At 73.8% G+C, this 22,267-nt stretch carries 16 protein-coding genes; 6 read left to right on the top strand and 10 right to left on the bottom strand.

Annotated elements, in window-relative coordinates; genetic code table 11:
• Nucleotides 1–10: 10 nt before the first annotated feature.
• Nucleotides 11–1,177, bottom strand: a complete 1,167-nt coding sequence (locus ADK67_RS29155) for an ROK family transcriptional regulator (RefSeq protein ID WP_231648406.1) — start codon at nucleotides 1,175–1,177, stop codon at nucleotides 11–13.
• A 246-nt stretch (nucleotides 1,178–1,423) separates the two neighbouring features.
• Between ADK67_RS29155 and ADK67_RS29150 the strand changes: the two genes are divergently transcribed.
• Entirely contained in the window at nucleotides 1,424–2,755 is a 1,332-nt protein-coding gene (locus ADK67_RS29150; protein ID WP_053719741.1) for a cellulase family glycosylhydrolase, read from the top strand.
• Nucleotides 2,756–2,803: 48 nt separating this feature from the next.
• Here ADK67_RS29150 and ADK67_RS29145 read toward each other — a convergent pair whose 3' ends face one another.
• A complete protein-coding gene (locus ADK67_RS29145; protein ID WP_231648405.1) occupies nucleotides 2,804–3,637 on the bottom strand; it encodes an NYN domain-containing protein in 834 nt (277 codons plus the stop codon).
• Nucleotides 3,638–3,745: 108 nt separating this feature from the next.
• Here ADK67_RS29145 and ADK67_RS29140 point away from each other — a divergent pair, with 108 nt between their 5' ends.
• Both ADK67_RS29140 and ADK67_RS29135 read left to right on the top strand, forming a co-directional pair.
• On the top strand, nucleotides 3,746–4,180 hold the full coding sequence (locus tag ADK67_RS29140) for a VOC family protein (RefSeq protein ID WP_053719739.1): 435 nt from the start codon (nucleotides 3,746–3,748) through the stop codon (nucleotides 4,178–4,180).
• A 127-nt stretch (nucleotides 4,181–4,307) separates the two neighbouring features.
• On the top strand, nucleotides 4,308–4,703 hold the full coding sequence (locus ADK67_RS29135; RefSeq protein WP_053719738.1) for a hypothetical protein: 396 nt from the start codon (nucleotides 4,308–4,310) through the stop codon (nucleotides 4,701–4,703).
• Nucleotides 4,704–4,760: 57 nt separating this feature from the next.
• Here ADK67_RS29135 and ADK67_RS29130 read toward each other — a convergent pair whose 3' ends face one another.
• The gene (locus ADK67_RS29130) at nucleotides 4,761–5,606 is read right to left on the bottom strand and encodes a DMT family transporter (RefSeq protein WP_053719737.1); all 846 of its coding nucleotides are present in this window, start codon (nucleotides 5,604–5,606) and stop codon (nucleotides 4,761–4,763) included.
• Between the two features lie 114 nt (nucleotides 5,607–5,720).
• Here ADK67_RS29130 and ADK67_RS29125 point away from each other — a divergent pair, with 114 nt between their 5' ends.
• Nucleotides 5,721–6,611: a S1 family peptidase gene (locus ADK67_RS29125; RefSeq protein ID WP_082403975.1), complete on the top strand. Its 891-nt coding sequence runs from the start codon at nucleotides 5,721–5,723 to the stop codon at nucleotides 6,609–6,611.
• Between the two features lie 104 nt (nucleotides 6,612–6,715).
• Nucleotides 6,716–8,965, top strand: a complete 2,250-nt coding sequence (locus ADK67_RS29120) for a WD40/YVTN/BNR-like repeat-containing protein (protein ID WP_053719735.1) — start codon at nucleotides 6,716–6,718, stop codon at nucleotides 8,963–8,965.
• 59 nt (nucleotides 8,966–9,024) lie between these two features.
• Here the strand turns inward: ADK67_RS29120 and ADK67_RS29115 are convergent, their stop codons facing one another.
• A complete protein-coding gene (locus ADK67_RS29115) occupies nucleotides 9,025–10,086 on the bottom strand; it encodes a cellulose binding domain-containing protein (protein WP_053719734.1) in 1,062 nt (353 codons plus the stop codon).
• 30 nt (nucleotides 10,087–10,116) lie between these two features.
• Between ADK67_RS29115 and ADK67_RS51315 the strand changes: the two genes are divergently transcribed.
• The gene (locus ADK67_RS51315) at nucleotides 10,117–10,425 is read left to right on the top strand and encodes a hypothetical protein (RefSeq protein ID WP_157620920.1); all 309 of its coding nucleotides are present in this window, start codon (nucleotides 10,117–10,119) and stop codon (nucleotides 10,423–10,425) included.
• Nucleotides 10,426–10,479: 54 nt separating this feature from the next.
• Here the strand turns inward: ADK67_RS51315 and ADK67_RS49475 are convergent, their stop codons facing one another.
• From ADK67_RS49475 to ADK67_RS29085, 6 genes are all read right to left on the bottom strand, one after another.
• Nucleotides 10,480–11,121 (bottom strand): SDR family NAD(P)-dependent oxidoreductase, encoded by a 642-nt coding sequence (locus ADK67_RS49475; protein WP_053719733.1) that lies wholly within the window; start codon nucleotides 11,119–11,121, stop codon nucleotides 10,480–10,482.
• Nucleotides 11,118–11,519: a DUF6114 domain-containing protein gene (locus ADK67_RS52805; protein WP_053719732.1), complete on the bottom strand. Its 402-nt coding sequence runs from the start codon at nucleotides 11,517–11,519 to the stop codon at nucleotides 11,118–11,120. The genes ADK67_RS49475 and ADK67_RS52805 overlap by 4 nt, the downstream gene beginning before the upstream one ends.
• Entirely contained in the window at nucleotides 11,516–12,100 is a 585-nt protein-coding gene (locus ADK67_RS29100) for a DUF6230 family protein (RefSeq protein ID WP_157620918.1), read from the bottom strand. Before ADK67_RS29100 ends, ADK67_RS52805 begins: the two co-directional genes overlap by 4 nt.
• 119 nt (nucleotides 12,101–12,219) lie before the next feature.
• Entirely contained in the window at nucleotides 12,220–13,191 is a 972-nt protein-coding gene (locus tag ADK67_RS29095; RefSeq protein ID WP_063797755.1) for an SDR family NAD(P)-dependent oxidoreductase, read from the bottom strand.
• Nucleotides 13,188–14,465: a cytochrome P450 gene (locus ADK67_RS29090; RefSeq protein ID WP_053719730.1), complete on the bottom strand. Its 1,278-nt coding sequence runs from the start codon at nucleotides 14,463–14,465 to the stop codon at nucleotides 13,188–13,190. Before ADK67_RS29090 ends, ADK67_RS29095 begins: the two co-directional genes overlap by 4 nt.
• Nucleotides 14,462–21,697: a type I polyketide synthase gene (locus ADK67_RS29085; RefSeq protein ID WP_197289667.1), complete on the bottom strand. Its 7,236-nt coding sequence runs from the start codon at nucleotides 21,695–21,697 to the stop codon at nucleotides 14,462–14,464. Before ADK67_RS29085 ends, ADK67_RS29090 begins: the two co-directional genes overlap by 4 nt.
• Between the last annotated feature and the right edge of the window lie 570 nt (nucleotides 21,698–22,267).

Below are 22,267 nucleotides of genomic sequence, written 5' to 3'. Positions count from 1 at the left end.
GAGGCAGCGGTCAGCGCCGGCGGTTGCCCTGGGGCCACTCGGTGATGGCGCCGGTGATCGTCTCCTTGATCGCGAGCGCGGCGCCGGACCTGGCCCACTCGCTGAAGTCGAACGGCCGCACGTCCAGCTCGATCAGGTCGGGGTCGTCCTCGTAGGTGTCCTCGATCCCGTCGTGCACCAACGGGGACGACACCTCGTACAGCGGCAGGCCTTCCCCGGTGAGCAGCACCTTCTGCGGGTCGATGACGTTGGCGACGGTGCCGATGAGCACGCCGAGCGCGTAACCGGCCTCGTCGAACACCTGCCGGGCCTGCGGGTCGCCGGCGCGGACGCGGTCCAGCGCCTCGGCGTAGCTCGGGTTGCCGGTCAGCCGCTGCAGCACGACGTGCGTCATGAGGTAGCTGGAGATGCAGCCGCGCCGGCCGCAGCCGCACTGCGGGCCCTTCGCGTCGACCAGGGTGTGGCTGAAGTGGGGCGGCAGGCCGTGCGAGCCCGCCACGAGCCCGCCGCCCACGATCAGCCCGGTGCCGACGCCCGCGCCGACGGTGATCACCGCCAACGACCGCAGGCCGGCGCCGGGCCCGAACCAGTGCTCGGCGGCGGTGAGCGCCTGCACGTCGTTGTCCACCGCGGTGGGCACGCGGGTCGCGCCGGTCACCGCCGCCTTGAGCGGCACGTCGGTCCAGCGCAGGAACTCGTCGCGGGCCACCAGGCCGTCGAGCACGACCCCGCCCAGCGTCACGCCGATGCCGGTGACGCCCGGGAACCGGCGCGCGACGTCGGCGATCTGGGCGACCACCTCGTCCGGGTCGCGGGAGCGCAGCGGCTCCTCGGCCGTCGCGATGGGGGTGGCGGTCAGGTCGGTGACGGCGGCGAAGAGCCGGTCGGCGGTCAGCTTCACGCCGAGGAAGCGGTGGGCCGCGCCGCGCACGTGCAGCATCTCCGACGGGCGGCCGGCCGAGGCGCGCGGTCTCGTGTCGCCCTCGACCAGCAAACCCTGCGCCACCAACGACTTGGCGACGCGAGTGAGGGTCGGCCGGGACAGCCGCAGGCGGGCGGCGATCTCCGCCCGGGACAGCGGGCCGTGGATCAGCACCTCCAGCAGGACGTCGCGCGCGGCCTCGGGCAGCTTCGGCCAGGAGGAGGCGATGAGGCGGGTGGCGGCATCGGAGATCACCGCTTGAACATAGCGGCGACCTGGGATCGCTCCCAGCCGTCGAACCATCGGATGATTACCCACCGCGATGTTGCGCAACTCGGATCTTGACGGCCGGACGCCCTTGACCGTAGCGTGGGCGCATAAGTTCCGCCCAGAAACTAATCGTGCGCCAAGTTGGGCGTCACTGAGCGCGAACTTTGCTGGGAGCGCTCCCAGATCCATCGGAGCGGTAGGGACGTCGACTCAATGAGGTGTCGAGGAGCCATGAGAAGCAGAATCGCCATGATCGCAGCCGCGCTGCTCGTCGTCGCGGGCTTCGGGCTGACGGTGTTGCCGCAGGCGCAGGCCGCGGTGGGCCTGCACGTCAGCGGCACGAAGATCGTCGAGGCCAACGGGCAGCCGTTCGTGATGCGCGGCGTCAACCACCCGCACGTCTGGTACACCGGTCGGACCGACTCGTTCGCCGACGTGAAGGCGTTGGGCGCCAACACGGTCCGGGTCGTGCTCGGCACCGGCAAGCGCTGGGGTCCGTCCAACGACGTGCCGGCCGTGATCGACCTGTGCAAGCGGAACCGGATGATCTGCGTGCTGGAGGTGCACGACACCACCGGGTACGGCGAGGAAGCCGCCGCGGCGTCGCTGGACGAGGCCGCGGACTACTGGATCAGCCAGAAGAACGCCCTGGTGGGCCAAGAGGACTACGTCGTCATCAACATCGGCAACGAGCCGATCGGGAACGTCGACGCCGCCCAGTGGACCGGCGCGACCGCCGGCGCGATCAAGAAGCTGCGCGCCAACGGCTTCCAGCACCTGCTCATGGTCGATGCGCCGAACTGGGGCCAGGACTGGCAGCACGTGATGCGGGACAACGCCCAGGCGGTGCTCGACGCCGACAGCGCGCGCAACACCGTGCTGTCCATCCACATGTACTCGGTGTACAACACCGCCGCCACCATCACCGACTACCTCGACCGCGTCCAGGCCAAGGGCTGGCCGCTGGTCATCGGCGAATTCGGCTGGAAGTTCGCCTCCGGCGAGGTGGACCACGACACGATCCTGAGCGAGTCGGAGAAGCGGGGCCTGGGCTACCTGGCCTGGTCGTGGAGCGGCAACTCCGACCCGATCCTGGACATGGCCACCGAGTTCGACCCGGCCCGGCTCACCACCTGGGGTGAGCGCATCTTCAACGGCGCCAACGGCATCAAGGCCACCGCAAAGGAAGCCTCCATCTTCGGCGGCACCCAGCCGACGAGCACGACCACCACCACCACGACCACCACCACGCCCGGCGGCGGGCTCGCCTGCACCGCCAGGTACACGGTCACCAACCAGTGGCCGGGCGGCTTCCAGGGCGAGGTCAGGGTCACGGCGGGCACGTCGGCGATCAAGGGCTGGACCGTCACCTGGACGTTCGCCGACGGGCAGACCGTCAACCACGCCTGGAACGCCTCCGTCACCAGCAGCGGATCGACCGTCACCGCCCGCAACGCGAGCTACAACGGCAACCTCGGCGCGGGCGCCAGCGCCTCGTTCGGGTTCACGGGCTCGTCGGGCAGCGCGAACAACGCCCCGACGGCGTCCTGCACCGCGAGCTGACCGGCTCCACCGGTGCGCGGACGTGCCGGCGTCCGCGCACCGGTGGTCTCACTCGAACCGGATCGACTCCGCCCGGGGGTACTTCCGGCCGGGCGACGGCACCGGCGATCCGGTGAACGACACCGGTGTGCCGATGGGCAGCATGGCGAGGCCGGTGGGCAGGTCGTCGCGGGAGGCGTACCACGAGGCGCCGCGGCTGTCGGTGATGAAACCGTGCGGCTGCCCGGGCTTCCACCCGGTCACGGTGCCGCGCCGGCGGCCGCGCGGCGCGCCGGCGGGCGAGGCCACGACCTCGTTGGACCGCACGAACGGTCGGCTCAACGGGTAGCCGAGGCGGTCGGCGGGCGCGAACAGGTCGTCGAACACGGGCGTCAGGGTCGCCGCGGCCCTCAGCGGCGCCGCCGTGCGCGGTGTCCAGGCGGGCTGCGGCTCAGGGGCCGACCGGTCGTCCGCGACCGGCACCACCACCCCGATGCCGCGACCCGTCAGCCGGGTGGCCAGCGGCGTGAAGTCGGCGTCACCGGTGATCAGCACGACCCACTGCAACGGCACGCTCGTCGCGAGCTCCCACGCCTCCAGTGCGAAGTGGACGTCGACGCCCTTCTCCTTGCCGCCGTGCAGCGGCAGGTCGTGCCGGATGACCCCGGCGGCGGCCAAGGCCGCGTCGAACGACGCCGCCGGAGTCTCGATGCGCCCGCGCACGTAGTGCGCCTCGTGCACCACGCAGTCGTCGAGGGCGGTGCCCGTCTTGGTGTGGAGGTACCAGCGCACGGCGTCGTGCAGGCCGCTCAGCGAGATCCGCGCCGAACGCGGATGCGCGGTGGCGTAGAAGTCGCTCAGGTAAGCGAACCACGTCCCGTCGTAGAACACCCCGATGCGCACGATCTCCCCTGCTGTTCGCCGTCACCAGAAGGGATACACCATGACCGTGACCACGCCCGGACCAGGGCTTGGGTCTCGGCGGGCGGCACGCGCCACTATGGTGGGGTCATGGTGTCGGTCAAACAGGTCCAGGTCACCTTCGACTGCGCGGAACCCGAGCGCGTCGCCCGTTTCTGGTGCGAGGTGCTGGGTTACGTCGTGCCTCCACCGCCGGCGGGATTCGCCACTTGGGACGATTACGACCGCTCGTTGCCCGCTGAGCGCCGGGGTTCGGCGTTCGCCTGCGTCGATCCCACGGGTGTGGGCCCGCGGCTGTTCTTCCAGCGCGTCCCCGAGGGCAAGGTCGTCAAGAACCGGGTGCACCTCGACGTGCGGGCCGGCACCGGGCTCGTGGGTGAGGAGCGCCTCGCCGCGCTGGAGGCCGAGTGCGCGCGCCTGGTGGCGCTCGGCGCGACCCGCGTGCAACTGCTGGCCGCCGATGGCGTCGAGGAGTCGTGCATCGCGATGCAGGACGTCGAGGGCAACGAGTTCTGCCTGGACTGAGCGGCCGCGGCCGTTTCGCACGTTCCCGGCATTGCGTCGTCCGCCGGCTCACCGCCCGCCGCAGGTGTGCCGGCCCGGCGGAGTGGGCACTCGGACGGGCGGTAGCCCCGACTCCCAGGAGGCCCTGGTGTCCCTCGCCCGATCGACCCGATTAGCGGCCCTGCTGACCGTCCTGCTCCTGACCCCTACCACCGTCGCCGCGGCCACCCCCGCCCCGGCCGCCGCGCAGACCTTCGAGCTCAGGTACCACCCCGGCGACACGTCACCCGAGCACGGACCGAACTCGTTCGTGATCACCGTCGGCGACTGCCCGCCGCTGCGGCACATCGACTACCAGTGGGGATCCACCCGCGGGAAGATCTCCGCGCCGTGCGGTGAGACGACGATCTCCTCCCTGGCACCGCTGGGCGTCACCGAGCACCCGCTCCAGTGGCGCACCTGCTCGACCACCCTGTGGCGCTACCCGCCACGCCTGCACACCGTCTGCGGCGACTACCACCACGACGTGGTGCTCACCGACTGACCGCGCCACCCGGTGGACCCGCACGCCCCGACCTCGCGGGTCCACCGGGATCCGAGGTCACTGCGACGTGGGCGCGTGGTCGGTCGGTTCGCCCGCCAGGCGGCGGCGGTGGAAGCGGGCGATGGCGGTGATGCCCGTCAGCGACACGACGGCGCTCGTCACCAAGGCGATCACCGTGCCGCGGCCCGCGTCCGGGGTCTCGTCCAGCAGCACCATGCCGATCCACGCCGCGACGATCGGGTTCACCACCGTCTGGCCCGCCACCACGAGGTCCGCCGGGCCGCTCGCGTACCCCAGCTGGATCAGCGCCGCGCCGACCAGGAACGCCACCGCCAGCCCGGTGAACGACACCCACGGTATCCGCGGCAGCGAGGTCGTCACGTCCCGCACCAGCACGGCGACCAGCCCGTACGCCGCGCCCGCGCCGGCGGCGAGCGCGAGGGCACGTGCCGTCCCGCTGCGGAACGCGCCGAGGACGACGAACACGCACACCACGGCGGCCACCACCTGACCCGCCCGCAACGCCGACGCCGGCGCCACGTCCGTCGTCACGGCGGACCGCGCGGCGATCGCGACGAACGTGCCCACCCCGCCCGTCGCCGCCATCACGGCCACCGCGAACCCCCGGGTCACGTGCCGGACGCCGATCGCCGCGATGATCGGCAACGACATGACGGCGAGCGGCGCCACGACCGTCACGGGAGCCAGCGCCAGGGCGAGGATCTGCAGCACCGCGGCGACGAACAGCACCGCGAACCCGAGGAGCCACCGCCGGCTGCGCACCAGCCGGGTGAACCGGCGCACGGTGAGGTCGCCGACGTCCCGGACGCCCGCGTGCTGGAGCGCGGCGCCGACCGCGCTCAGCACCGCACCCGTCAGCGCGCACAGGATCGCGATCCCCACCTGACCAGAGTAGGTCCCGCCCGACGCCACGCGCGGTCACCGAAGCCCACTAACGGTCGCTATCCAGGGCGCTCCCGCTGCCGTTACCGTCGCGATCCTGGGAGGGGAGCGACCATGACCTTCGCCGCTGTCGCACGCCGAGCGGGTGTGGCCGTGCTGGCGGCCGGTCTCGCGTTCGCCACGGCCGGGCCGGTGTCCGGCGAGCCCGTCGGCCCCGCGGTGGCCAAGGAGCGGTTGGACCGCGGCGCGGCGGCACGTCCCGGCACGGTCACCGGCTGGTTCGTCGACGAAGCGGCGCAGACCGTGGTGGTCTCGGTGCACGGCGCCGCGACGGGTGTCGCCGAGTGGGCGCGCGGGCTCGGCGCCGGCGCGGTCACCGTCGAGCACGTCGCCGAGGCGCCCCGCCCGGTGTGGGACCTCGTTGGCGGGCAACCGATCCACAGCGGCGGCACGCGGTGCACGTTGGGCTTCAACGCCCGTTCGGGCGCGACCCGCTACATCCTGTCCGCCGGCCACTGCGTCGGCGCGGGCAGCGAGTGGCACGGCGTCGGCGGCTACATCGGCCCGAGCGCCGGCTCGTCGTTCCCGGGCAACGACTACGGGCTGATCCGCGTCGTCTCGACCGCCGCGGTGTCCACGCCGCTGGTCGACCGCCACAGCAGCGGGCCGGACGTCACGATCAGCGGTTTCACCACCCCGCCCGTCGGCTCGTCCCTCTGCTACTCCAGCCCGGCCGCGGGGTGGCGGTGCGGCAGCGTCACCGGGATCAACCAGACCGTCTGCTACCCGCAGGGCTGCGTCAACCAGCTCATCCGCGCCACCGCGTGCCCGGAGCCGGGCGCGTCCGGCGCGCCGGCCGTCACCAACCCCGGATCGGGCACGGCGGTCCGCGCGGTCGGCTTGGTCTCCGGCGGGTCCGGCAACTGCTCCACCGGCGGGACGACGTGGGTCCAGCCGATCGCCGAGCCGCTGTCGGCCTACGGGCTCACCCTGTTCACCGGCTGATCGGGTCGCTGTCAAGAACGACCCTCGATCGTCGGTGTCGGCCCGGCCACCACGTCCCCTAGCGTGCGCGACGCCATGCCGACGTCCACGTCTGGGGGTTCCCGATGAGAGCACGCCGTCTGCTGGTCCTCGCCGGCGCGCTGATGCTGCTCGCGCCCGTGCCGGCACTCGCCGCCGACCCACTCGCCGACCCACCCGGCACCGGGCAGCCGGGCGAGTACCGCCCGGTCCGGGGCCCGTCCGCACCCGCCGAGCACCGGTTCCTCCAGAAAGCCGTCCGCGGCGACACCATCCCGCGGCACGCGCACGAACTCGCCGCCGCGCAGGCCGACCGGATCCCGGCGGCGGGCGCGCCGTGGCGGTCGATCGGTCCGACGAACATCGGCGGCCGGATCGTCAGCCTGGCGCTGGACCCGCACCGGGCCGACACCGTCTACGCCGCCGCCGCGAGCGGTGGGCTGTGGCGGTCCACCGACGCCGGCCGCACGTTCGCCCCGGCGTGGCCGGACAACGCCACCCAGGCCATGGGCGCGGTCGCGGCGGCGGGTGACGGCACGCTGTACGTCGGCACCGGCGAGCCCAACCCGGGCGGCGGCAGCGTGACCTACGAGGGCACCGGCGTCTACCGCTCCACCGATGGTGGCACGACCTGGCGCAACGTCGGCCTGCGCGACTCGGGCGCCATCGGCGGCATCGCGATCGACCGGGCGAACCCCGACCGGCTGTTCGTCGCCGCCAACGGCTCGCTCTACAGCGCGGGCGGCGACCGGGGCGTGTACCTGTCCGCCGACGGCGGCGGCAGTTGGCAGCGCGTGCTCGACGTGCCGAACGAGTTCACCGGCGCGGTCGACGTGCAGATCGACCCCGCCGACCCCCGGCGCGTGTACGCCGTGCTGTGGGACCACCGGCGCACCCCGGTGAAGCGGACCTACGGCGGCGAGGGCTCGGGCGTCCACCGGTCGGTCGACGGCGGCCTGACCTGGCAGCGGCTCGGCGGCGGGCTGCCGCCGGCCGGTCCCGACGTCGGCCGGATCGGCCTCGGCGTCTCGGCGTCCGAACCGGGCAGGCTGTACGCCATCGTCAACAGCACCGCCGGTCCCTTCGCCGGCTTCTACACCTCGGCCGACGCCGGTGACAGCTGGACGCGGCAGCCCGAGCCGGACGTGCTGAAGTCCTCGCAGTCGACCTTCGGCTGGTGGTTCGGCAAGGTGTGGGTCGACCCCGGCGACTCCCGGCACGTGCACGTCGCCGGCGTCCCGCTGCTGACCTCCAAGGACGGCGGCGAGACCTGGACCGCGGACGCCGACTCGATCCACGTCGACCACCACGCCATGGTCTGGGACCCGCGCCACCCGGCCCGGGTCTACCTGGGCAACGACGGCGGCGTGTACCGGTCGGACGCGGACGGCGACGGCGGCTGGGTCAAGGCCGAGCACGAGCCGTGGACGCAGTTCTACAGCGTGGCGATCAGCCCGCAGGACGTCACGCGCGTGTCCGGCGGCACCCAGGACAACGGCTCGCTGCGGTCGTGGGGCGGGCCGGCGTTCAACGAGTACCTCGGCGGCGACGGCGAGGAGAACATCATCAACCCGCGGGACAAGGAGAACGTCTTCGCCTGCTACCAGTACGGCAACTGCTTCCGGTCCACCGACGGCGGCACGACGATGGCGTTCTTCACCCCGGCCACCACCGCGGACCGGCGCAACTGGTTCACCCCCGTGCAGTTCGACCCGTCGGACCCGGCCGTCCTGTACTACGGCGGCAACCGGCTCAACCGGTCCGTCGACAACGGGGTGACCTGGACGCCGATCAGCCCGGACCTGACCGGCGGACCGGGCCAGGACACCTACCCGTACGGCACCATCACCACGGTCGCCGCCGCGCCGTCGGACCCGCGCACGATCTGGGCCGGCACCGACGACGGCCGGGTGTGGCTCACCCGCGACCTGGGCGCCACCTGGGCGAAGGTGCTCGACGGGCAGCCGTGGGTGACCCGGATCGCGGTGTCCGAGCGCGACCCCGCCACGGCGTACGTGACGCTGTCCGGCTACCGCTCGGGCTCCGCGCAGCCCCACGTGCTGGCGACCCGTTCGGCGGGCGCCCGGTGGACCGACATCTCGGGCAACCTGCCGTCGGCCCCGGTGAACGACGTCGTGCTCGGCCGCGCCGGGCAGCTCTACGTGGCCACGGACCAGGGCGTGTTCGTCGGCAACGCGCTCGCCACCGGGCACTGGCTCCGGCTCGGCCACGGCATGCCTCGGGTCGCCGTGGACGACATCGAGTACGACGGCCGCAACCACCGGCTCGTGGCGGCCACCTTCGGCCGCGGGATCTACGAGACCGTCGTCCCCTGACCACCCGCGGGTTCGGACACCGCCGGGTCGGCATGACGCGGCGGTGTCCGAACCAGGGGTCACGGGCTGACGCAGCTCAGCTCGCTCGGCGGGTTGGCGTTAGGGCCGTTGGCCACGTAGCCGAACGTGGTCGACGCGCTGCTGCCCAGCGAGCCGTTGTACGGCGCGTTCCGCACCGACACGGCTCCGCTGGTGCCGGTGTTCACGCCGCCCCAGAGGTTGTTGACGGTGTGGCCGGACGGGAGGGTGAGGCGGACCGTCCACCCGTTGAGCGACGAGGTGGAGGTGTTGGCCACCTTCACCTCGGCCTGGTAGCCGCCGCCCCACGAGTTGACCACGCGGTAGGTCGCGGTGCACGCCCCGCCACCGGGCTGGCTCGTAGTGGTGGTCGTCGTGGTCGTAGTGCTGGTGGTGGTTGTTGTTGTCGTGGGGTCGTCGATGCTGCCCGGGACGGACAGCAGCGCGTTGTACCAAGCGGTCGCCATCTTCGAGTAGCCGCCCGCGTTGGGGTGCACGCCGTCGGCGAGGTCGGCGGTGGTCAGCGCGCGGTACATGTCGACCAGGTGCACCTTCTTGCCCGCGTTCACCTTGCTCTGCACCATCGGGGGGATCGTGGCGTTGAACGCCCGGACGGTCGCGTCGCCGGACGACAGGGGCACGATCGTCGCGACGAACAGCTCCGCGCTCGGCGCCAGCGAGGTGATGCGGTCGACCAGGTTCGAGAGCCGCTGGGGCGCGCCGCCCGGGTCGCCGCCGTACATGTCGTTCGTGCCGATGTGCAGCAGGATGGTGCGCGGCGTGTAGGTGCGCAGCCAGTTGGTGATGTTGCTGTCGATCTGGGCGATGGTCCAGCCCGAGTGGCCTTCGTGGTTGCGGTCGCCGAGGCTGCTCGGGCCGTTCGTCATCGACCCGACGAAGTCGACCGTGCGGCCACCGGCGACGAGCTTCTGCCACAGGTCGACGCGGTAGCCGCCGGGCACGTTGAAGCCGTCGGTGATCGAGTCGCCGAGCGGCATGACCTTCACGCCGCTGTCGGCCTGTGCGGTGCCGACGGCGATCACCGCGGCGGCCACCAGAGTCAGCGCGGCCGTCGCGCTCGCGAGCAGGTGCCTTCGTTTCATGGACCGGACCTCCGGACAAGGGTGAACTCGGTGGGTGTGACGGCGGCGTGGTGCGCGGCGATCTCGACTCTCACCGGGCAGAAACGTTCAGGAGTGTCCGTCGGAACATTTCCGTTTGGCAAGGCAATCGAGACGCGGCCACGACCGGTGGCGGTGCGTCGCGTGCGGCCGATTGCCGGTGCGCCCGCGACCGCCACCCGACTCGACCGGCACGCGGCCGATCACCCGGACCGGCTCGGTGAACTGCGCGATCGTCCGGCTGCCCGCGCCACCGGACCGCCGCGACCGACCGACGGCGGCACGGTCGCGCGTCCACGTGCGCTGAGCTGTTCGGGCTAGCCGCGGGCGCTCGACCGCGCCGCGAGGTCGACGTCTCGTTTCGGGAGTTTCAGCTCAATGGCCGATGGGACTCGTCGACTTGAGCCACCAGGGCGCGATCTGCCGCGGCCGCCGGGTGATGGCGTCGCAGATGAGCGTGATCGGGTCCGCGCCGACGAGTCCGGTGTAGACGCTCGTGGTGGTGACGCCGCGGTCGCGGGCTTTCAGGGCCAGACCCCGGAACCAGGTGTCGAACGCGGCCTTCGACGCGCGGTGGCCGCCCCAGCGGGCGGGCAGGGGCAGGCGGAGGTGCGCGGGGGAGACGTTGATCAGGTGGGCCGAGCCGCCGGTCCGCAGCGCGGGCAGCAGGCCGCGGATGAGGGTCGTCGGGCCGAGGTAGTGGGTGTTGATCGTGTGCTCGAAGTTCCGGCACGACGCCCGGCGCGGCGGCGTGCCCGCGGTGTGGATCACGATGTCGAGGCGGTCGTGCTCGTCGAGCAGCCGTTGCGCCAGCACCCGCATGGCGGCGGGCGTGGCCGGGTCGGCCCGGTAGACCGACACCTCCCCGGCCGGCCGGTGCCCGGGGTGGGTGGCGACGAGGACCCGCGCGCCCGCACGGGTCAGGTGACGTGCCGCGGCGTCGGTGACACCGCAGGACGTGCCGGTGAGCAGGATCGTCTTGCCTGCCACGGCGTGCCGGAGCCGGGCGTCGTTCACGCGGGACCTTCCGCGGGTGACTCGAGCCGGTGCGCACCGCGCGGCGCGTCGCCGTCGGGCACCCACGCCAGCGCCAGCGCGCCACCGACGACCGCGAGCAGGAAGCCGACCAGGAACCCGCCGAGGTTGGCCCCGACGAGGCTGAGCAGGCCGGCGACGAGGGCCGCCACGCCGGCGAAGTGCCTGCGGGCCGGGTCGAACAGCAGGGTCGCGCCCGCGACGACCAGCACGCCGCCGAGCAGCCAGCTCCCCGGCGCGCCCGCGCCGGCGAAGCGCAGCGCGCCGGGCGCGGTGCCGACCACGACGACCAGCTCCAGGCCGGCGGCGGTGGTGAGCACGCCGGCGACGAACGGGCAGGACCGCCGGAAGCGGGTGAAGCGGGTGAAGCCGCCGCTCACCGGCCCTGTCCGTCCGGAGTGGACGAACAGCCCTCGTCGCCCGCGTGGTAGCTCAGGTCGAGGTCGGTCACCGTGAACGTGCCGGCGGTGACGGCGCCCGCGCTGATCTTGAGGTTGGTGAGCGTGGTCTCGCCTGCCTGGTACCCCGGCGTGCCGTCCGCGTCCGCCAGCGGCCCGACCAGGAGCTGGCTCACGTCCAGGCCGCCGGTGATGCCGCGCACCTCCAGCACCAGGTCGGTCGTGCGAACGTGCGGCGACCGCAGCACCGTCGTCACGCGGCCCACCACCGGCAGGTCGGCCGTCACCGACTGGCACAGCCCGGACAACTCGGCGGCGGGCAGGGTCGCCAGCAGGGTGGGCAGCCCGGGATCACCCGCCGACGCGCCGGGCACGATGCGCAACCCGTCGGACCGCACTTGGTCCACGGTGACGGTGAAAGGACTGCCGCTGGTGAACGACACCCCCACCACGCCCTCGGCGATGCCACCCAGGACCATGCCGCCTGCCACCGCCGTCGGCACGAGCACCGCGGCCAACCGCCGCCAACTCGTGCGACCTGTCGGACGAACACGCTGTTCCATCGACACTCCTCGGCTTGCGCCTGTTGTGGGCCGGGACACCGCGGTCCGCAGCCATGATCCGCGCCGGCTCGGATGACCGGCCATTCCCCGGTCGCGTGACCGGTCCTCACTCCGCGTGGTCACGGTTCCTCGGACAGGTCGGGACGGGCCGCGGGCACCCGTCCGGGAGGTGACCGGTGCTCGGCCTGGGCGGGAAGTCCAGGTCTCGGCCAGTCCGCGGCCGCACCGGCGGCGCGCACCGCGGCGGGCGTGTCCCGGCCACGGCGGTACCACCACGCGAGGACGGCGCGCAGCGGGCGGGACACCAACGCCGCGCCCACTTCGGCCGGCAGGCACCACCACGGACCCAGGCTGTGCCGCCGCGTGCACACCGCCGCGCACACCGTGTGCGCCGCGTCCCGCACGTCCAGCACCGGAATCCGGCGCGCGGCCAGCAACGGCGCGCTCATCCGGGTGTCCACCAGCCCCAGGTAGACCGGCACGACCCGGATGCCGTCACCGGCGACCTCCGGCGCCAGCGCGCGCAGCCACACGTCGAACGCCGCCTTGGACGCCTGGTAGCCGCCCCACCGGGGGAACGGCGGCATCCGGGCGGCGAACGTGGACACCGACACGATCCGGCCGCGGCCGGCCGCGCGCATGGCGGGCAGCAGTTCGAGCGTCAACCGCAGCGGTCCGAGGTAGTTGACGTCGGTGAGCCGCCGGAAGTCGTGGAACCGCTGCGCGGACAGCTCGACCGAGCGGCGGATCGACTTGCCCGCGTTGTTGACCAGCACGTCGACCGGCCCGTGGTCGGCGAGCACCCGTTCGGCGACCTCGCGCACGGCGGTGAAGTCGGCCAGGTCGACCGGGTAGGCGTCGGCCCGCCCGCCGTCGGCCCGGATCTCCGCGACCAGCTCGTCCAGCAGGTGCGCCGAGCGGGCCAGGACGAGCACCGTCGCGCCCGCGTCGGCCAGCATCCGCGCGGTCTGCCTGCCGACGCCGTGCGAGGCGCCGGTGACCACCACGACCCGGTCCCGCACCGCCCGGCGCAACCGGGCCGGGCGCACCCGCGACCGGGAGAAGAGCAGCCGCCCGACCGCGCGGCTCATGCGAACCGCAGCGCGTGGTGGTCGGCGGTCCGGGGCAGCGGCGCGTCCGGGGTCAACCGGACACCGCCGACCTGCCGCAGTCCCTGGTCGAGCAACGCGGACAGCAGGGTGGCGCTGGTGAACAGCACCACGTGCTGCCCCGGGCACTCGGCCGGACCCCGGCTGAACGGCGCGAGCGCCCAGTCCTCCGCCGCCCGCCCGTCCAGCCACACCTCGGGCTCGAACCGGTCGGCGTAGGGCAGCCTGCTGTCGTCGCGGTGGAAGTAGGAGCTGTAGTAGACGACCGCGGTACCCACCGGCACGGTGCTGCCGTCGGACCAGGTCGTGCGCCGGGTCGTGTCGCGCAGGATGGCCAGGGTCGTCGGCCACAGCCGCAACGACTCCCGCACGCACGCGCGCAGGTAGTCGTGGTCGGTGCGGCTCTTCTCCGGGTGCCCCGCCAGCAGGCCGAGGGCCAGGTAGGTGGCGATCGGCGCGGCGTCGAAGGCGAACAGCCAGTGCTGCGCCTGCGCCTGCGGCAGGGTCCGCGCGGTCCGGGGCGCGTCGGCGACGCACGCGGCCAGCCCTCCGGACCCTTCGTCGAGGTAGCCGAGCACCCGCTCCCACAACTGCTCGCGCACCGCGTGGCGCCGCGGGCGCAGCCGGAACCAGTTGGCGTCGGCGCGCAAGCCGTTGAGCAGGGCGGTGAGCCGCTCGTCGTCCTCGGCGACGTCGCCGAGCACGACCCGCCGCACGATGCGCCGGTACGTGCGCACGAACTCGTCCCAGGTCAGCTCCGCACCACGCCCGGTCGTGCGGCTGATCAGCGTGGCTGCCTCGGCGCGGATGACGGCGTCGAATTCCGGGCACAGCCGGTGGTCGGTCCCGGGGTAGTCGAGCACGGACTCGTTGAAGCGGCGGCGGTCCTGCCGGACCAGGCCCCGCGAGAGCAGCACCGCCCCCGGCTCGAAGTGGCCGAGGGCGGCGACCTTGTCCCGGCTGGCGGCGGTGAGCGAGACCGTGGTCTGCTCCAGCGCCTGCCGGGCGTCCCGCGGCGACAGCAGCAGCAACACCCGGCGGTGCAACACCTTGACCAGCAACGGTCCCGTGCCGTGCTTGCCGCGCAACCGGCGCAGCAGCCGGCACGCCCAGTCGTTGGTGTCCCACCGGGCGGCCAGCCCCACCATGCGCCGCCGCCGCAGGATCGGGCCCTGGGCGAACGTCGGCACGAACACCAGCGCGCCGAGCGCGACCGTGTCCACGAGCGAGGCCCGCGCCGGCCGGCGTGCGGTCACGAGGAGACCCTCTCGGGTCGGCGCAGGCCGAGTCGCAGGTGGATCAGCTCGGTGATGCCGGCGACCGTGCCACCGGTCCGGGCCAGTTCCAGGGGCGGCACCTCGACGTCGAACCGGCGGCGGGCGGAGACCAGCAGCTCGGCCGCCATCAGCGAGTCCATGCCGTAGTGGTCGATGCGGCGGTGGTGGTCGATCGCGGCGGGATCCATCCGCAGCACCTCGCCGAGCAGCACGGTGACCTGGTCGGCGATGGTGTCCATGGCCTCCTCCGGCGCCATCTCGCCGAGCCGGCGGATCAGCTCGTCCTTGCGCTCACCGCCGACCACGTCGGAGTCCCGGACCAGCGTGCCGAACCGCGGGGTGCGCAGGGTCGGCAGCAGCGTGCCCAACCTCGGCCAGTTGAACCGGCCGACGCAGGCCACCGGCTGCCCGGCCGCCAGCAGGTCACCGGCCGCGTCCAGCGCGTCCGCCGGCGCCATCGGATCCAGGCCGACCGCGGACATCGCGGACTCGTACTTGTTGCGCGCCACGTAACCGGTCTCGCCGATGGCGCCCCACGCGATCGCGGTGCCCGGCAGGCCGAGGGCGCGGCGTCGGCGCGCCAGGGCCTCCAGGAACAGGTTGCCCGCGACGTAGGGCGCCTGCTGGAGGTTGCCGACGAGCGCGGCGCCCGACGAGAAGAGCAGGAACAGGTCCAGGTCGAGCTCCCTGGTCAGCTCGTCGAGCACGACCGCGCCGCCGAGCTTCGGGCTGAGCACCGCGTGGAAGCGCTCGTCGTCCAGGTCGGTGAACGGCGCGTCGTCCAGGTGCATCGCGGCGTGCACGACCCCGCGCAGCGGCCGGTCCAGCCCGGTGATGATCCGCCGCATGGCCTCCGGGTCGGCGGCGTCGGCGGCGTGCGCCGTGGCGTGCACGCCACGTGCGGCGAGGTCGGCGAGCAGTTCCGGCGCCTCCGGCGAGTCGATCCCACGTCGACCGACGAGGGCCAGGCGCCGGGCGCCGCACTCGGCCAACCACCGCGCGGTGGCCGCGCCGAACCCGCCGAGGCCGCCGGTGACCAGGTAGGTGCCGCCGGGGTCGAGGGCGGGCGCCGCCGACGTGCCTTCGACCAGCAGCGGTTCGGCGCCGGGGTCGAACGACACCACGACCTTGCCGACGTGCCACGAGTGCTGCAGCTGCCGGAACGCCTCGCCGATCCGCCCGGCGGGGAAGACCGTGTGCGGCAACGGGTGGAAGGCGTGGCCGTCCACGTTCTCCGAGAGCAGCCGTTCGACGAACGCCGGTTCGGTCGTCAGCGCGGACAGGTCGACGCCGAAGAAGGCCAGGTTGTTGACGAAGGGGCGCAGCGGGAGGTCGTTGTCCTCGTACATGTCGCGCTTGCCCAGCTCGACGAACCGGCCGCCGGGGCGCAGCAGCTCCAGGCCGCGGACGATCGCGGGACCGGCCAGCGAGTTGAGCACGACGTCCACCCCGCGCCCGCCCGTGATCCGGCGGACCTCGTCGGCGAAGTCGAGGCTGCGCGAGTCCAGCACGTGCTCCACGCCGAGGGAACGCAGCAGGGCGCGCTTGGCGGGCGTGCCGACGGTGGCGATCACCGTCGCGCCGCGGGCCCGGGCGTACTGGAGCGCGGCCAGCCCGACACCGCCCGCGCCGCCGTGCACCAGCACCGTCTCGCCCGCCTCCAACCGGGCCAGCGCGCCGAGGCCGTAGACGACGGTGCCGACCACCACGGGCAGGGTCGCGGCCTCGGTGCAGGCCATCGACTCGGGGATCGGCATCAACGCCTGCGCCGGGACCACGACCTCCGAGGCGAGCGAGCCCGGCGCGAGCCCGGCCACCCGGTCGCCGACGGCGAACCGGGTCACCCCGGCGCCGACCGCCGTCACCACGCCCGCGCACTCCAGGCCGGGCGCGTGCAGGCCGGTGAACTCGTAGCTCTCCGCCGGCAGGAACCCGTTGGCCTGCATGATGTCCCGGTAGTTCAGCGCGGCGGCCCGCACCGCCACCCGCACCTGGCCGGGCCCCGGTTCGGGGCGTTCGACCGCGCGCCAGCCGAGTTCGTAGGACAAGCCGGGCGAACGCACCTCCAGCTGGTACGCGGCGGGATCGGGGACCGTGCCGGGCAGGTCGACCTCGCGTGGCGTGAACCGGCCGTTGGGGGTGAGCGCGATCTCGTCCTCGGCGCTCGGCGTGAGCAGCTCCTTGGCCAGCCGCGCCGCCGGGTCGCCCGTGCGGTCGAGGGAGACGCGGCGCACGGCCAGGTCGGGGCACTCGTTGGCGAGCACCCGTGCCACGCCCCAGACCGCCGCGTCACCGGGTGCTTCGACGTCGGTCGGGAGCGCGCCACAAGGCCGGGTCACCAGCCAGACCGCGCCCGTGCCGGGTTGCCCGGCGATCGACCTCAGCAGCGCCGCGCACCGGGTGGTCCGTTCCAGGAGCGGGGTGCGCGGTTCGCCGAGGACCAGCACGGGATCCGTGCCGTCCGGCGTCCACTCCGCGGCCGGGACGACCTGCGGCTCGGGACACCCGGCGGCGTGCAGCAGCCGCGCGGTCCGCTCGGCCAGCGGTGTTTCGGCGGCGGTCTCGACGAGCAGCGTCCAGCGCGACCCCGGGTCACCCGCCGGCAGCGCGGGCAGGCCGCGCTCGGTGTGCGGTGCCGTCGCCATCAGCACCGAGTAGTCCCGGTGCAGCCGCGCGGTCTCGGCGCCGGTCTGCACCACGTCGGTGAAACCCGTGCGGCGCAACAGCTCCGGCCACCGGTCGCGGTCGAGCAGCACGGTGTCCGGCCGCAGCTCCCGGTCTTCGGCGTGCCAGAAGCTGTCCAGCATGCCGAAGATCGACGCGAGGCCGACGGGGTTGTGCGCCTCGGACGCGATCAGCCGGCCGCCGGGCGCCAGGAGAGCCGCGACGTTCGCCAGCGCCCGGGTGAGGTCTTTGGCCGTGTGCAGGGCGTTGGCGGCGAGCACGACGTCGAACGCGCCCTCGGCGAACCCCTGCTCGGCGACCGGGCGGTCCAGGTCGAAGGTGGCGTACTCCACCCAGTCGTGGTCCGCGAACCGCTGTTCGGCCCGGCTGGTGAAGTACACCGACACGTCGGTGAACGTGTAGTGGGTGCGGTCGGCGGGCAGCACGGGCAGCACCGCGGAGGTCAGCCCGCCGGTGCCCGCGCCGACCTCCAGGACCCGCAGCGGCCGATCCGCCGGCCAGTGCCGGACCACGTGCCGCAGCAACTCCTGGACCACCAGGTTGTGGAACCGGCAGACCTGCCCGAGGTCGAAGAACTGGGCCAGCAGCCGCTGGTTCTCCTCGGTGGCCAGCTGCTCCATCGGGTCCAGCTCGCCGCGGAGCAACCCGGTGGCCTCCCGGTTGAGGACGAGGCCGACCAGGACCTCGGTGACGGACGCCGGAGCCTCCGCCAGGACCTCGCGCACGAGCCCGTCGGCGTCCGGGACGGTCTCGGTGAGCCGCCACCGTCCCGGCCCCACCTCCCGAACCACGCCCTCGGCCGCACACGCCGGCAGCAACAGGTCCACGTACCGGCGGTGCTCGGCGCGCAGTCCCGCCGCCACCAGGTCGTCGACGGAGAACTCCACCTCGCCCGGCAGGAACTCGGGCACGCCCTCGGCGAACCGGTACGCGACGAGCCGGTCGTTCGCCTCGACGACCCGGGCCATGCCCGCTTCGAAGGTCTCCCGCAGCTCCCCGATCCTGGGTCGTGCGGCGGCCAGCAGCTCGTCCGCGCCGGGCAGCGGGCTCGGCGGCGCGGGTTCGTCGTGGTGCGGCGCCGCCCGCAGCACCGTGTGGCCGCGCCAGACGCCGGCCCGTTCCGCACTGCCGATCCGGCGCATCCGGGCGCCTTCGACCTCGACGGTCACCGTGCCGTCGGCGTCGAGCACGGTGATGTCCCAACAGGCCTCGGTGGAGGTGAGCATCCGCTCGCGGACGTGCACCAGGCCCTCGTTCGCCGGGGTGCGCCACACCCGCACGGTGTCGAACGCGGCGGGCAGGAAGGCGTGCCGCCGGAGCTTGCGGGCGATCAGCGCCGCCCCGGCCTGGAGCGCGCCGTCGAGCACCACAGGGTGGAGCACGAAGTCGTCCGCCGGCCCGTCGTGCCGGTAGGAGGCCAGCACCCGGCCGTCGCCGACGAGCAGTTCGGCGAGCACCCGGAACGCGGGGCCGTAGCTGAGGCCGAGCCCGTCCAGCTCGGCGTACTGGTCGGGGCCGTCGATGCGGCGGGTCAACCCGGCGCGCAAGGCCTCGGGGTCCTGCGGCGGGGGCGCCTGGCCGATCAGTTGGCGCACCCGGGCCCGGACGTGCGCGCGGGGATCGGGATCGGAGCCGTCGGTGCTGGTGATCGTCACGGTGCCGGCGCGTGGTTCGACCGAGACCTGGGTGTGCACGCTCGCCGCGTCCGGCCAGGGCACGACCAGGGGACGGCTGATCTCCAGGTGCCGCACCTCGACCGGGTGGCCGAGGGCCTGGTTCCCCGCCGAGAGCGCCATCTCCACGAAACCCGCGGCGGGCATCACCACGGAGCCGGCCAGCCGGTGGTCGACCAGCCACGGCACCAGCACCGGTTCGACCGGGCCGTGCCACAGCGGCTGCGGCGACGGCAGGCGTTCGCCGAGCATGCGGTGGTGGACCAGGCCGTCGCCGCTGGTGCGCAGCCAGTGCTCGGGAGTGCCCTTCCAGTGCCGTTCCCGTTGCCAGGGGTAGGCGGGCAGGTCGGTGACGCGGCCGCGCGCCGGGAAGTAGCGGTCCCGGTCGACCCGGCCGCCCGCGGCGAGCACGGTGGCCACGGCGGTGCGGGTGGCGGCCGGGCCGTCGGCGTCGCGGTGCAGGGTCGGCACGACCGCGGTCGGGGTCTGCGGGCGTGCGGCGGCGAGCTTGCGCAGGTAGCCGCGCAGCACCGGGTGCGGGCCGATCTCGACCAGCACGTCGACGCCGTCGGCGAGCACGTGGGTGACGGCGTCGGCGAAGCGGACCGGCTCGCGGACGTTGCGCCACCAGTAGTCCGCGTCCAGCTCGGCGCCGTCGATCACGGCGCCGGTGACGGTGGAGACGAGGGGGATCGTGGTGGCGGACGGGGTCAGGCCGGACAGCGCGGCGCGCAGGGGTTCCCGGACCTCGTCCATCGCCGCGGTGTGGAAGGCGTAGTCCAAGCCGAGGTCGGCGCAGGCGACGTCGTGGGCCTGGAGGTCCGCGACCAGGGCCGCGACGGCGTCGGCGGTGCCCGCGACGGTGACGTCCTTGGGCGTGTTGATCCCGGCGATCTCCGCCTCCGGGTGCAGCCGGCGCAGCTCGTCGGCCGACAGCGGCACCGCGGCCATCCGGCCACCGGCGGTCGGCGCCTGCGCCCGGCTGCGCTCGGCGATCACCCAGGCGGCCTGGTCCAGCGGCAGCGCACCGGCGGCCCAGGCGGCGGCGACCTCGCCGACGCTGTGGCCGAGCGCGGCCGAGGGCACGATGCCGTTGGCGCGCAAGACCTCGGTCATGCCGACCTGGACGGCGAACAGCAGCGGCTGGGAGACCTCGGTGGCCGCCAGCTCGGCCGCGGTGACCGTGCCGAGCCGGTCCAGCACGGACCAGCCGAGGTACGCGGTCAGCGCGGTGTCCACCTGCTCCACGGCGACCCGGAAGTCCTTGTCGGACAACATGTCCGCGCCCATCCCGGCCCACTGCGAGGCGTTGCCGGAGTAGACGAACCCGATCCGGTCCTCGCCGACGGCCTCGACCGGCGTCGCGTCGGGCAGCAGGCGGGCGGCTTCCTCCGGGCCGGTGGCGAGCACGGCCCGGCGGTACCGGTGGTGACCGCGGCGCACGCACGTCGTGTAGGCGAGGTCGTAGAAGTCCCCGGTCCGGCCCAGGTGCTCGACGAGGTCGGCGGTGGCCTGCTCCAGCGCCTCCGGTGAGCTCGCCGACACCAGCACCGGACGCGGCTCGTCGCCCTGCGGCTCGACCGGTTCCGGCGCGGGCGGCGAGGCCAGCACGACGTGGGCGTTGGCGCCGCCGAAGCCGAAGGAGTTGACGCCGACCACGATCGGGTCCGAGCCGGGGATCGGCCGCGGCGCGGTGGCCACCGCGAGGTTGAGGCCGGTGAAGTCGATGTCCGGGTTGGGCGGGTCGGCGTGCAGCGACGGTGGGATCAGGCGGTGCCGCAGCACCAGCACGGCCTTGAGCAGGCCGACGATGCCGGAGGCGGGTTCGAGGTGGCCGACGTTGGTCTTGACCGACCCGATCGGCAGCGGGCCGGCGGTGCGGTGGCGTCCCAGCGCCCGGCCGATCGCGGTGCACTCGATCGGGTCCCCCACGGGGGTGCCGGTGCCGTGCGCCTCGAAGTAGGCGATGTCGTCCGGGTGCAGCCCCGCCCTGTCGTACACCGCGCGGAGCAGCTCCTCCTGGCTGCCGCCGTTGGGCAGGGACATCCCGATGGTGCGGCCGTCGCTGTTGGTGCCGTGGGCGAGCACCACGGCGTGGATCCGGTCGCCGTCGGCCCTGGCGTCCGCCAGCCGCTTGAGCACGACCAGCCCGCCGCCCTCGGCGCGCACGAAGCCGTCCGCGTCGGCGGAGAACGCCGAGCAGCGGCCCTTCCTCGACAGCATCGACGCCTGCGAGAACCCCACGTAGTGGTACGGGCTGACCAGCGCGTTCACCCCGCCGCACAGCACCGTCCGGCTCGTGCCGTCCAGCAGCGCCCGGCAGGCCTGGTCGAACGCCACCAGCGAGGACGAGCAGGCGGTGTCCACGGCCATGCTCGGCCCGTGCAGGTCGAGGCAGTAGGAGATGCGGTTCGCGGCGATCGAGGACGCGGCGCCGGACATGGTGTACGCGTTGATCCCGCGCGTGTCCACCATCTGCAGGCCGCCGTAGGCGTTGTCGGAGATGCCGATGAACACCGCCGTGTCGCTGCCCGCGACGGCTGCGCGCGCGATCCCGGCGTCGTCCAGCGCCTCGGCAGCCAGCTCCAGCAGCAACCGGTGCTGCGGATCCATCTGACCGGCCTCCTTCGGCGAGATGCCGAAGTGCGCCGCGTCGAACCCCGCGAGGTCGTCCAGGTACCCGCCGGCCGTGGTGTAGCCCTTGCCCGGCCGCGGCAGGTCCCGGTCGGTGAACCGGTCGAGGTCGAACCGGTCCCCGGGCGCCTCTCCGATCAGGTCCAGGCCCTCGACCAACGCCCGCCACAGCCCGCCGAGGTCGTCGATGCCGCCGGGCAACCGACAGGCGGCGCCCACGATGGCGACGGAATGGTCCTCGTGATCGTTCCCAGTGTGCACGCCTCACCCTTCGCCGACGCCGGACCGGTCGGCCCCAGCCTTGCCGGCCGCCACGCGGCCCCGCCAACGCAGAGCGGCAGGTTCACCCGGACCGGTGTTCGACACCGACGGGCTTTTCGTCCGCCGAGCCGTCCACCCCGGACTGTGGGCCGGGCGTGCCGCGCCCGGATCCGGCGCACCCGACCGGGCGACCGCCGGTGGTGTGGGTGAGGCGCGGCCCGCCGGTCACGCGGTCGGCTCCGCCGGTGCGGAGCCCGCCCACGCCGGGATCGCGACGGGGGAGCGGTCGGCCTCGGCGCGCGGCCGACCGACCGGAGGAGTTCACGGCCGAGACCGCGCCCGGGTGACGACGCCCGCATCCCCGCCGACCTGCCGACGCACCCGGCGGACGACCAGCCGACACCGCGGTGATCGGCGGGTGCAGGATGGGTGATGGTGGGCCGTGGAGCGCGGTCGAGCCGAACCCAGACCACCGGTCCGCGCACGCCGCCGCGCCGACCCTGACCCGCGACCCGCGACCCGCCCCCC

The sequence above is a fragment of the Saccharothrix sp. NRRL B-16348 genome, from assembly GCF_001280085.1.
Taxonomy (GTDB): domain Bacteria; phylum Actinomycetota; class Actinomycetes; order Mycobacteriales; family Pseudonocardiaceae; genus Actinosynnema.
Note: the sequence above shows the minus strand (reverse complement) of the source record. Positions and strands in the feature narration are given on the sequence as shown.